The sequence below is a fragment of the Pseudomonas edaphica genome (assembly GCF_005863185.1).
Lineage (GTDB): Bacteria > Pseudomonadota > Gammaproteobacteria > Pseudomonadales > Pseudomonadaceae > Aquipseudomonas > Aquipseudomonas edaphica.
Window position 1 is genome coordinate 1 of record NZ_VBVZ01000168.1, and the last position, 11039, is coordinate 11039.

The window sequence follows — 11039 nt, forward strand, 5'->3', positions numbered from 1 at the left end:
GGTGCTGCTATCGCAGGCAAGCCAGCTCCCACCTTTTGAGCAATGCGTTACTGCTGCTGCGCGATGCTGTACCCATCAAACGCCGTCTGCTGCTGCAGCGCAGTAATCACACTCTTGCGGCTCAACGGCTGCTCGGCGCCGGCGTTATCCACAAAGCTCTCGGTTTCAAGCTCAGCCTCATCACCTTCACCCACAAAGCTGAAGCCTAAAAACTCGAATGCCTCACGGTCAACGTTGAGCTTGGAGCGCGGCGTGCGCAGCGGCAGGGTGACGCTGATGCCATCCTTGCTGATCACAAACACTTCGGCTTCTTTCTTGGCCCGTGCAGCCTTGCCCTTACCGGCGCTTGGGTTGCTGATGGCCTGGTGAGACTGGTTCAGCACCTTGAGGGCCAGGCCGTAGACCAGCTCCTGGAACTCGGGGTCGTCCTTGAAACTGGAGAGGATGCGGCTGATCGAGAACTTACTGCTCAAGTCTTCCAGGGCGATGTTGTCGGCCGCTTCGGCATCCTTGAGTTGCTTGAGCTGGCCCATCAGGTCGTAGGCCTTGTCGTCGTCGAAAGCGTCATGGGCCTGGCGAATGGCCACGCGCAGTTCACGGATCTGGTCGCTTTCCTTGGAGGTGTGGAACGCGTCCAGCACCATCTCGCTGATGATCTTGGCCGCAGGCACATGCTGTGAAAGATTGATGGCGTTTTCGTATTCGGCCTTCGAGTGCAGGGCGACTACGGATTCTTCGGCGGCGTGTTCGGTGTAAGAATCAGGCATTGAAATTTCACTACTTCAGTAAACGGGGGACAAAAAAGCGTCGCGCATTTTCGGCGGCATGGGAGATCAGGTCAAGGCAGCACACTGCCCTTATCGCCGCGTAATGCGCTCAGCGCCCGCTGCAAGCGCACGGCCCGCCCGCAGAACAGACCAACGGTAAACCCCGATACACCGCCCACGGCCAGCAACATTTCAGGTGTACTTAACAGCAGCGGATGCACGGCCTGCTGATAGCCGAAGTAGTACTTCACCGCAAAGAACAGCTGCGAGATCAGCAGGGTTTTCCAGGTGCCCGCCAGCACCAGCGTTTCGCCATTGGCATCGAGCCGGGCGCCGTCGGCGTTGAACAGCAACATCCCCAGCAGGCTGCCCGCCAGCGCACCCGCGACCCAGGCGCCGCTCGACAGGATCGAGGGCACCAGCGACATCAGCGACCACACCACCAGCACCACCGGCAAAATCAGCAGCGAGCGGCGATTCTCACGCCCGCCCATGCAGGCCTTGATGCCGTAATAACAAATCCACAGGTAGATGGCGTATACCCACAGGGGCGTGCCTTGGAGGATATCGAGCATGGGTGCGTCCTTGCGGGGGCGGGAAGCGCTGATAGTCGTTGAGCCATCATCGTTTTGTCCATCGATTTGGCGCTGACTCACATCAACACCCTCCACGGCAAAACCCGTTACAACACAAAGGCCTGATGAACCCATAAAAACAACCGCTGGCCTGCGCCGAGGGGGCTACTCCACGCCAGGTTATTAAAGGATTAATGCGATGGCCTTTTCATTGTCCCGCCTGGCCTTGCTGGGGGCGACGCTGTGTCTTGCGCTACCTCTGCACGCCGCCCCAACCCAAATCGAGCAGGGTCAATACGTGGCCCAACTGGGCGACTGCATCGCCTGCCATACCGCCAGGCACGGTCAGGTGATGGCCGGCGGGCTGGAGCTGAGCACGCCGATGGGCACGATTTATTCGAGCAACATCACGCCGGACCGCGACACTGGTATCGGTAATTACAGCTTCGAGCAGTTCGACAAGGTGATGCGTGAAGGCGTGACGCCGGCGGGCATCAACCTTTACCCGGCGATGCCGTATCCGTCCTACGCGAAGATGAGCGCAGAGGACATGCGCGCCCTGTACGCCTACCTGATGCAAGGCATCGAGCCGGTGCGACAGGCCAACCTTGAGGCGGACATGGGCTTCCCGTTCAATCAGCGCTGGGGCCTGGCGCTGTGGAATGTTGCCTTTCTCGACAAGCAGCCGTTCCAACCCGACCCGCAGCGTAGCGCGGTGCTCAACCGTGGTGCCTACCTGGTCCAGGGCCTGGGGCATTGCGGCTCGTGCCACACGCCACGGGGCATCGCCTTCCAGGAAAAAGCCATGAGCGATACGGGCCGCAGCGGCCGGCATTACCTGGCCGGTGAAACCGTCGAGCACTGGCGCGCCCTGAGCCTGCGCAACCTGTGGACGGTGCCAGACACCGTGCAACTGCTCAAGACCGGGCAGAACCGCTTTGCCACGGTCGCTGGCAACATGGCCGATGTGATCCACCACAGCACCCAGCATTTCAGTGACGACGACCTCACGGCCATCGCCAGTTACCTCAAATCCTTGCCGCCCGGTAAAGATGATCTGCCAATGCCAGCGGTCGCCCAAGCACCGGCCGCACCGCCAGCCGACCTGTTCACCAGCCGTGGCGGCCTGGGCTATATGCAGTTTTGCAGTGATTGCCACCGCAGTGACGGCGCTGGCGTAAAAGGCCTGTTTCCACCTTTGGCCGGTAACCCGAGCATTGCCTCGAACAACCCGACGTCGCTGTTGCATATCACCCTGACCGGCTGGGAAACCGCGCAAACCACCGCCCACCCAAGGGTCTACACCATGCCCGGTTTCAGCCGACTGGCCGATCAGGAAATCGCCGAGATCCTGACCTTCGTGCGCACCCGTTGGGGCAACGCTGGCACGCCAATCAGCGCCGCCCAGGTGAAAACCCTGCGCGATCAGCTCAACCCCGCCACCACCGATTCGTCGGCCTTTGAAACCCCAAGGCTGGCGAATTTGCTCGCCGCACCCAACGCCGACCAGGTTATTCGCGGCATGCGCCTGCACCTGCAAACCAAGGCGCTGCTGCCGGATAACGTCGGCAATTCGCTCAACTGCGCTAGTTGCCATCTCAACGCCGGCACCGTGGCGGATGGTTCGCCGTTTGTGGGTGTGTCGGCGTTCTTCCCCAGTTACGCGCCGCGTGCGGGCAAGGTGGTCACGCTGGAGGAGCGCATCAATGGCTGTTTCCGCCGTTCCATGAACGGCAAGCCGCTGGCGCCGCAGTCGGCGGATATGCAGGCGATGGTCGCCTACTTTGACTGGATGAAAAACAACACCCGCCCTGAAGATAAAGTCGCCGGGCGTGGCGTGGGCAAGATCGACCCGGCGATCAAGCCGGACCTGGACAACGGCAAGCAGGTGTATGCCAAGCAATGCGCGGTGTGCCATGGCGATAACGGCCAAGGCCTGGCGCGTGCCGACGGCGAGCTGGTGTATCCGCCACTGTGGGGCGAGCAGTCGTTCAATATCGGCGCTGGTATGGCGCGGCCTTACACCGCGGCGGCGTTTGTGAAGCGCAACATGCCGATCGGCTTCCACGAAAAATTCCCGCTGGGGCAGGGCGGTTTGTCGGACCAGGAAGCGGTGGATGTGGCGGCGTATTTCTCTGGCCAACCGCGCCCGGATTTTCCGGACAAGGTCAGAGACTGGCCCAACGGCGGCAAGCCCGTGGATGCGCGCTACTAGTTCAACTGCTTAAGGCAGGCCTCGAGAATATCCAGGCCTTGCTCCAGCACCGCAGGCTCGGTGGTCAGCGGTGCCAGCAGGCGGATGATATGCCGCGACTTGCCGCTGGGCATCAGCAGCAAGCCGGCATCGCGTGCCAGGCTGAGCAGTTGGGTCAGTTGCTGGGGAGCGGGCGTGCCGTCGGCATGGGCCAGCTCGATGCCGCGCATGGCACCCACGCCGGTCAGGCGGCCCAGATAGGGCGACAGCTGTTGCTCGCGCCAGGCGGCATAACGGCGAACGATGGCGGCTTCCTGCTGTGACCCCCAGGTTTTCAATTGCGCGTCGGTCATCGCATCCAATGTTGCCAAAGCAGCCGCGCAGGCAATTGGGTTTCCGGAATAGGTGCCACCGAGGCCGCCTTTGGGCAAGTTGTCGAGCAGCGCCTTGCGCCCGACCACCGCGCCCAATGGCACGCCACCGGCGATGCTTTTGCCGAGCAGGATCAGATCCGGCTCGATGCCCAGGCGCGAGAACGCAAAACGCTGGCCGGTACGCCCGAAGCCGGACTGGATTTCATCGGCAATCAGCAGGATGTTTTTATCATCACAGAAGCGGCGCAGGGCCTGGGCGAACTCGATGTCCAGGGCCAGAAAGCCGCCTTCGCCCTGCACCGGCTCGATGATGAAACAGGCCACATCGTTGACGTCGATTTCCACACTGAACAGACGGTCCATGGCCTTCAGGGCTTCGGCGCAGGTCACACCGTTATCGGCGCTGGGGTAGGGCAGGTGATACACCGGGCCGGGTAGTACGCCGACCTTTTGCTTGTAGGGCGCCACCTTGCCATTCAGGTTAAGCGTGGCCAGGGTGCGGCCGTGGAAGGCGCCGTCAAAGGCGATCACCGCCGTGCGGCCGGTGGCGCCGCGCACGATTTTCAAGGCGTTTTCCGCCGCTTCCGCGCCGCTGTTGGTGAGCATGCCGCTTACCGCGTAATCCACCGGGATAAACGCACAAAGGCGATCCATCAGCTCGATGTAGGGCGCATGCGGCGCGGCGTTGAAGGCATAGTGGGTGAGCCGGGTGGCTTGTTCGCGAATCGCTTCCACCACGCCTGGGTGACAGTGCCCGAGGTTGAGCACGCCAATGCCACCGACAAAATCGATATAGCGCTTGCCCGTGGTGTCCCAGACTTCGGCATTTTTACCGTGACTGAGGCTGATGGGGTGAACGATGGAAATCGACTGGCTGATGCTTTCGCGGCTCATGAATCGGGGACTCGGCAGTGGCGGGCGTGTATTTATCTAAGCCGCGCGCCCGGCTTTGCCGCAAACGAAATAAAGTCGCCGGGTCATTCCAAATCGGAAGGAGCTGTTGCCTAAAGGTCGTTTGTGGCCACGCTGCAAACCTGACAATACTGCCGGGCAACTTCAGAAACAGGCGCGGGCAGTGTGGCGCCGAATAATAAAAGACTCACAGGGAGTGCCTCGAATGAACCACCTCAAAACCCTTATCGCTGCCACGGCCGTGGCGCTTGCCGGCAGTGCCCACGCGGGCGTGACCCTGGACGCGATCCAGAAAAAAGGCTTTATCCAGTGCGGCGTCAGTGACGGCCTGCCGGGCTTCGGTGTGCCCGACAGCCAGGGCAAGATGACCGGCATCGATGTTGATGTGTGCCACGCCGTCGCCGCCGCCGTGTTCGGTGATGCGTCAAAAGTGAAGTTCACCCAGTTGACCGCCAAGGAGCGATTCACCGCGCTGCAATCGGGCGAAATCGATCTGATTTCGCGCAACACCACCTGGACCAGTTCCCGCGATTCCGGCATGGGCCTGGTGTTTACCGGCGTGACCTATTACGACGGCATCGGCTTTCTGGTCAACAACAAGTTGGGCGTGACCGCCGCCAAGCAACTCGATGGCGCGACCGTCTGCATCCAGGCCGGCACCACCACCGAACTCAACGTTTCCGATTATTTCCGTACCCACGGCATGAAGTACACGCCGATCACCTTCGACACCGCCGACGAGAGCGCCAAGGGCCTGGAAGCCGGGCGTTGCGACGTGCTCACCACCGACCAGTCGGGCCTGTATGCCCAGCGCATCAAGATGGCCCACCCGGATGAGTTCGTGGTGCTGCCCGAGGTGATCTCCAAAGAGCCGTTGGGGCCGCTGGTGCGCAAGGGCGACGATGAGTGGTTCAGCATCGTCAAGTGGACCCTGTTTGCCATGCTCAATGCCGAAGAAATGGGCATCACCTCGCAGAATGTCGAGGCGCAGGCCAAGTCCACTCAGAACCCCGACGTTGCGCGGCTGCTCGGGGCCGACGGCGATTACGGCAAAGACCTGAAGCTGCGCAAGGATTGGGTGGTGCAGATCGTCAAGCAAGTGGGCAACTACGATGAGGTGTTCGAACGCAATATCGGCCAGGGCAGCGTGCTGAAGATCAAGCGCGGGCTCAATGCGTTGTGGAGCAATGGCGGCATCCAGTACGCACCGCCGGTGCGTTGACTCAGCACTGCCTCAGGTGGGAGCTGGCTTGCCTGCGATGGCCACAGGTATCTCCACTACTTTCTAAGGCCGCCACATTCCTCTGTGGCGAGCGGGCTTGCCCGCGTTGGGCTGCTCAGCAGCCCCAGTGCGGGTACCGTGATACTCCTGAAAGAACTCTGCGTCTGTTTTTTGGGGCTGCTGCGCAGCCCAACGCAGGACAAGCCTGCTCGCCACAACAGCCCACTTGTCACAGACGTGGTATGTGTAGATATCTATGCTGCGATGACGGCCTACCTGTGAGTGCATCGGTTACTGACACACGGCTAGCGCAGGCACGCCAGCTCCCACATCATTCCGAGACCGCATCCTTGCCCGCCGCCTTGGACCGGTACAGTGCTTGATCGGCACGTGCCATCAAGGCGGCGGGCGTTTCGCCCATTCGCCGCTCCACCACGCCCAGGCTCAGGGTGACTTTGAAGTCGCCCACGGCGGGCATCTCGGCGATGGCCTGACGGATACGTTCGGCCAATTGCCTGGCGGTGTCCAAGCTGCTTTTGGGCAGGATCACCATAAACTCATCGCCACCCCAGCGTGCGAGCAAGTCGCCTTGGCGCATACAGGTTTCCAGGCTGTCTACCACGCTCACCAGGGTCTGGTCGCCGACGCCATGACCATGTTTGTCGTTGATCGGCTTGAAGTCGTCGATATCCATGGCCACCAAGGCCAGCGGTACGCGGAAGCGCTCGGCACGGTCGCACTCCTCCAGCAACACCTTTTCCAGGCGATAACGGTTGGCGATGCGTGTCAGGGCATCCTGTTCGGCCAGGGAGCGGTTCTCGTCCAACTGCATTTGCAGTTGCTGATTGACCCGTGACAACTCAAGGGTGCGTTCGGCCACCAGCGCTTCCAGCGACTGGTTGCGCTTTTGCAGCTGTTCGATGGAGATTTTGCGTGTATGGATATCGCGGTGTGCGCCGACCATGCGTGCCACTGAATTGTCGGGGTTACGTGCAATGACGTAGCCACGGTCTTCGATCCACAAGTAAGTGCCGTCAGCCTTGCGGCAACGATACTCGGCCTGGTAATGGGGCGCGCGTTGGCTGATGTAGTCATCAAATACGGCCATGACGCGTGGATAATCTTCGGAGTGGATCACGTTCTCCCAGGTGAACACGCTGTTCTCCAGGGAGTGGCGGGGGTAGCCAAGCATCATGTACCAGCCGGGGCTGCGGTACACGAACCCCGTGTTGGCATTCCAGTCCCAGATGCCGTCGCTGACCAGTTCCATCACCGCATGCAACATGTCGGCGTTGAGTTCGGAAAAGTTATTGCGCAGCGGTTTATTGCCGGATGTCTCGTTCATCTGTGCACTTCCCTGCCTGTGCTGGCTTCCAAGGCCAGTCTTCATTGACGCCGGTACACCGTGGCTAAGGTTACTCTACATCGCGGCTTGCGCGCTTTGAATAGGATGAGTGTGCTGCTTTAGTGGTGTGGCGATAGGCCATTAATCAGCAGGTGGGGCGACATACGTTGTGCTCGCCTGGCACGAGCTTTCACGCCCTGGCGGGCCTTGCTTGCGTGTTCGATACGAGGCGTATTTCGACATGTTGACCCAGAGCCCTTGCCGCACTGGCCAGGGTGGACAGCGTCATGCCCGCGTCGTTTTGGTCCAGCGCTCGATCTACGGCGGTGCGGCTGGTATGCATACGTTCTGCCAGCGCTTTCTTGCTGACCTTCTGCACCTTCATCGCCTCTGCCAGCTGCCAGGCAATAACACGCTTCAACGCCCCTGCAGAGACTTCTTCTATGAGCCCATCATCGCTGAGAAAATCATCAAAGTTGGAGCCGATATGCTTATTCATGGGATGTTCCTCGAAGCTTGTTTTTGCGATGTCTGGCGGTGTTCAGGTCGACTAAAGGTGTTTTTCGACTTTTTTTGATAAAGCCATGTAGCAAAACCATTTGGCTGGCAACCAAGGTAAAAATGACTCGTGCAGCATTTTCACCAAGATCGGTTCGGACCTCCCAAAGGCGATGCTCCAGCTTCCTAACCAACGGCATCCCTTGCGGCCATCCGAGTTGGACCGATTTTATGTCAGTGCCTATAAGCTTTTTTGATTCCCTGGGCAGTTCCATCAGCCATTCACGCACGGGCTCGTTGCCAGCCTCGGTTCGGTAAAATGCGACGTGCAACACGAGAGGTAGTCGTTCACAGAGAGTGCACCAAAATAGGTTCATAAGGCAATCAGCGATTGAAGGGTCTTTTCGCGAAGATTGGTCAGAGCCTGGCACTTATTTTGTGAGTGGCTGAGGTTGAAGCGTTTCAAAAAAAATCAGTAAAAATAAAGAGTTGTGAGTTTTCTGAATGGTATGTGCGAGATTGGTTTGCCAGGCGTAAGAAAACTCACTTCGGCGCCACCATGCGCGTTCGCGGCTTGCCATCCGCGTTGTGCTGGTAAATCCCCTCCGGCTGGCCCTGCGCATTGAAAAACACTTGGCCGATGCCCGCCGAATTCCACAGCCGTTCACCCGCCTCGGCGTGTTCCGGGATATGCGGCACTACCTGCATGGTGCGCCGGCGCGTGAAATCGTTGAGGGGCGAGCGCGGTGAGTAGAGCCAGCGGTTGAGGCGGTCGAACCATTCCAGCAAACGCGCCGGGAACTGGTTCTTGATGCCGCTGCTGGTGATCTGCCAGATTTTTGGGCCGGCGCTGCGGTGGCGGATCAGCACTTCATAGACGAACGAGTAGTGCACATCGCCCGACAGGATCACGTAGTTCCCCGGCGTGCGCGAGTGGCGAAAGATATTCAGGATCACCTGGGCGGCGCCGCGATGGGCCATCCAGTTTTCGGCGTCTACCAGCAGTGGGTAGCCACACCAGCTGAAGACCTTCTGCACCGTCTCGATCAGCTTGACGCCGAAGATCGGCGCGGGCGACACGATGATGGCCGACGGGTGGTCCAGCAGGGCCTGCTGCAGTTCGCTCAACGCTTCCCAGTCCAGCAGGCCGGAAGGTTGCTTGAGCGCAAACTCACTGCGCCAGCGCCGGGTGCGAGTGTCGAGCACCACCAGTGCGGGCGTGGTGGGCAGCACGTAATGCCAGTGCTGGAATTTCAGCAGGGTTTGCACTAATTCATCGTGGGCACTGGCGTGCAAGTGGTTGTCTTGAACGTTGGCGGTCAGCGCCTGGGTGTGTTCCAACAGTTTGCCAAACACATCTGGCTGGTTGCCCCAGCCCTGGCACAGCATATAAGCGAGCAGGGCATTGCCGATGATGCGTTTGGAGAATGGATGGCCGTAGGCGGTGGCCTCCCATTGCGCGCTGAGGTTCCAGTCGTCGGTGATGTCGTGATCGTCAAAAATCATCAGCGTCGACAGGTGCGCGAAGACCCGCGCAACGCCGGGCAAGCCGTCACGGAACCGATCGACCTGCACTTGTTCGTGGTCGTAGCGCAGGTGTTCCGGCGTGCTTAATGATGGCGGCTGTGGCGTGATCAACGTCCAGGGCGTGGGCGACCATACCAACAGGTACATCGCCAGTACTTCGGCAAAGGTCACCAGGTGGTTGTCGGCGGTGCTGCTGGTAAAGATCGGTTTTTTCACACCGCCGAAAAACCGTTCGCGCAGGGTCTCGTTGCTGTCCAGTGCGGGCAGCAGATCTGCGCGGTGGTAATAGCTGGCGCGATGCCCGTAGAGGCTGGCGCTGTCATCCACCACGGCGCCTTCCAGGTATTCGTCGAACAACGCCAGGCGTGCGATAAGCGCATGAATCGCGCGCAGCATGGGGCCGGCCACATCATCGGCGTAGACCTGGTCACCGCTCATCATCAGCAGCGCCGGGCGCTCGGCCGGTGTGCGCGCGTCAGCCAGCAGGCGGTCGACGCACAGCAAACCGTCATCGGCGTGGTGATGAGGTTTGCGGCAGGAACCATGCACCAACTGGTGGATGCGGCTATGCACTACGAAATTCGCCGATGGAGCATCGGCATACAGCAGGTGCGGCGCCCATTGCGCAATGCCACAGCCGTCGACCAGCAGGTCGTAGTCGATGCTCACGTCCAGCGGCAGGGCTTCGCTCAGGGTAACGTCGATCAGGTGGATAAAGGCGTGGCGCCCAACGGGCACGACTTGGCACTGCTGGGTGTCCAGATCGATCGTCAGCGTTTGGCCTTGAGGCACTTGCAGCTTTAAGCACAATGGCAGGACACGACTGCCCACCAGCCAGATCACCAGACGCTGGGGTTCCAGGCGCCTGAGCAGTGGGCCGGCAATGACGGCGGGCAGTGTGTCGGATGGCGGCATGAAGCAAGCAGCTCATACAAGGTAGGACTTAAAAGGGTAACGCAGAGGATGTCAGCGTTTTGTTAAAGGCGTGCCGCAGATACCTTGCAGCCGATTACCCTTGTTGTGTTAGAGCAGATGGCCTTGTCCCAGGGACTCCAGGGACGTTCGATAAGGCTTGGGCTTGGGCGGTGCGTTTTGCATCATGGGGTTACTGTCAGGACGTGAGGGCTTTTCAGCGGACCGGGTGGCGATTTCAGCCATTTGGTTGGCCAGTTGGAAAGCTATGTTGAACTGAAAGCCGGGCAGCATGTGGACGATACTCATGGGAAAAACCTCTTGCTCAATTGGAGGGATGTTCTCGCATCAATACTCCCTTTGACTGCGCACCCACTCAGTGGCGCTGGCCGGGTTAACGTTCCCGGCCATGGGTTTCTGCATGTTTAATATCCGTAGGACTGAATGCGTTTCAGACAGACTTGGGTACCGTAAACCTGAACTCACTGCCACGCCCCAACTCACTCTCAGCCTCAATCCGCCCGCCGTGGGCCTGCACGATACCTTGGGTGATATACAGCCCCAAGCCGCTGCCGGTGGGGTTGTTTTCGGTCTGGGTCCAGTAGCGATCAAACACATGGGGCAACTGCTCAGGCGCAATGCCTTCGCCGGAGTCGCGCACCGAAAACACGATATCTTCACCATTGCTCATGGCGCTGATGCCGATATTGCCC

The 11039-nt window shown here is 60.0% G+C and carries 11 protein-coding genes; 2 read left to right on the forward strand and 9 right to left on the reverse strand.

Features of this window, described 5'->3' with window-relative positions:
• Positions 1-47: 47 nt before the first annotated feature.
• The gene (locus tag FEM54_RS13345; RefSeq protein ID WP_017135403.1) at positions 48-767 is read right to left on the reverse strand and encodes a hypothetical protein; all 720 of its coding nucleotides are present in this window, start codon (positions 765-767) and stop codon (positions 48-50) included.
• Positions 768-838: 71 nt separating this feature from the next.
• Positions 839-1342: a DUF6622 family protein gene (locus tag FEM54_RS13350; RefSeq protein ID WP_138451315.1), complete on the reverse strand. Its 504-nt coding sequence runs from the start codon at positions 1340-1342 to the stop codon at positions 839-841.
• A gap of 199 nt (positions 1343-1541) precedes the next feature.
• Between FEM54_RS13350 and FEM54_RS13355 the strand changes: the two genes are divergently transcribed.
• Entirely contained in the window at positions 1542-3557 is a 2016-nt protein-coding gene (locus FEM54_RS13355; protein ID WP_138451317.1) for a c-type cytochrome, read from the forward strand.
• Here the strand turns inward: FEM54_RS13355 and FEM54_RS13360 are convergent.
• Complete coding sequence (locus FEM54_RS13360; RefSeq protein WP_138451319.1) at positions 3554-4804, reverse strand: 2-aminoadipate transaminase; 1251 nt, start codon at positions 4802-4804, stop codon at positions 3554-3556. The two genes, FEM54_RS13355 and FEM54_RS13360, sit on opposite strands and share 4 nt — an antisense overlap.
• 223 nt (positions 4805-5027) lie before the next feature.
• Here FEM54_RS13360 and FEM54_RS13365 point away from each other — a divergent pair, with 223 nt between their 5' ends.
• The gene (locus FEM54_RS13365; RefSeq protein WP_026013555.1) at positions 5028-6044 is read left to right on the forward strand and encodes an amino acid ABC transporter substrate-binding protein; all 1017 of its coding nucleotides are present in this window, start codon (positions 5028-5030) and stop codon (positions 6042-6044) included.
• A 331-nt stretch (positions 6045-6375) separates the two neighbouring features.
• Here the strand turns inward: FEM54_RS13365 and FEM54_RS13370 are convergent, their stop codons facing one another.
• From FEM54_RS13370 to FEM54_RS13395, 6 genes are all read right to left on the reverse strand, one after another.
• Positions 6376-7389, reverse strand: coding sequence for a sensor domain-containing diguanylate cyclase (locus FEM54_RS13370; RefSeq protein WP_026013556.1), 1014 nt, complete (start codon positions 7387-7389; stop codon positions 6376-6378).
• Between the two features lie 190 nt (positions 7390-7579).
• A complete protein-coding gene (locus FEM54_RS13375) occupies positions 7580-7888 on the reverse strand; it encodes a helix-turn-helix domain-containing protein (protein ID WP_017135408.1) in 309 nt (102 codons plus the stop codon).
• Entirely contained in the window at positions 7881-8264 is a 384-nt protein-coding gene (locus tag FEM54_RS13380) for a type II toxin-antitoxin system RelE/ParE family toxin (protein WP_171045836.1), read from the reverse strand. Before FEM54_RS13380 ends, FEM54_RS13375 begins: the two co-directional genes overlap by 8 nt.
• Before the next feature lie 166 nt (positions 8265-8430).
• Positions 8431-10329 (reverse strand): alkaline phosphatase D family protein, encoded by a 1899-nt coding sequence (locus tag FEM54_RS13385; protein WP_138451321.1) that lies wholly within the window; start codon positions 10327-10329, stop codon positions 8431-8433.
• Between the two features lie 108 nt (positions 10330-10437).
• The gene (locus FEM54_RS13390; RefSeq protein WP_017135411.1) at positions 10438-10635 is read right to left on the reverse strand and encodes a hypothetical protein; all 198 of its coding nucleotides are present in this window, start codon (positions 10633-10635) and stop codon (positions 10438-10440) included.
• Between the two features lie 142 nt (positions 10636-10777).
• On the reverse strand, positions 10778-11039 hold a 262-nt coding region (locus FEM54_RS13395; protein ID WP_138451323.1), incomplete at its 5' end, for a sensor histidine kinase.

What these genes read in the sequence shown, in the direction of transcription:
- FEM54_RS13345 (WP_017135403.1), bottom strand. Translation starts at nt 767, where the DNA reads ATGCCTGATTCTTACACCGAACACGCCGCCGAAGAATCCGTAGTCGCC.
- FEM54_RS13350 (WP_138451315.1), bottom strand. Translation starts at nt 1,342, where the DNA reads ATGCTCGATATCCTCCAAGGCACGCCCCTGTGGGTATACGCCATCTAC.
- FEM54_RS13355 (WP_138451317.1), top strand. Translation starts at nt 1,542, where the DNA reads ATGGCCTTTTCATTGTCCCGCCTGGCCTTGCTGGGGGCGACGCTGTGT.
- FEM54_RS13360 (WP_138451319.1), bottom strand. Translation starts at nt 4,804, where the DNA reads ATGAGCCGCGAAAGCATCAGCCAGTCGATTTCCATCGTTCACCCCATC.
- FEM54_RS13365 (WP_026013555.1), top strand. Translation starts at nt 5,028, where the DNA reads ATGAACCACCTCAAAACCCTTATCGCTGCCACGGCCGTGGCGCTTGCC.
- FEM54_RS13370 (WP_026013556.1), bottom strand. Translation starts at nt 7,389, where the DNA reads ATGAACGAGACATCCGGCAATAAACCGCTGCGCAATAACTTTTCCGAA.
- FEM54_RS13375 (WP_017135408.1), bottom strand. Translation starts at nt 7,888, where the DNA reads ATGAATAAGCATATCGGCTCCAACTTTGATGATTTTCTCAGCGATGAT.
- FEM54_RS13380 (WP_171045836.1), bottom strand. Translation starts at nt 8,264, where the DNA reads ATGAACCTATTTTGGTGCACTCTCTGTGAACGACTACCTCTCGTGTTG.
- FEM54_RS13385 (WP_138451321.1), bottom strand. Translation starts at nt 10,329, where the DNA reads ATGCCGCCATCCGACACACTGCCCGCCGTCATTGCCGGCCCACTGCTC.
- FEM54_RS13390 (WP_017135411.1), bottom strand. Translation starts at nt 10,635, where the DNA reads ATGAGTATCGTCCACATGCTGCCCGGCTTTCAGTTCAACATAGCTTTC.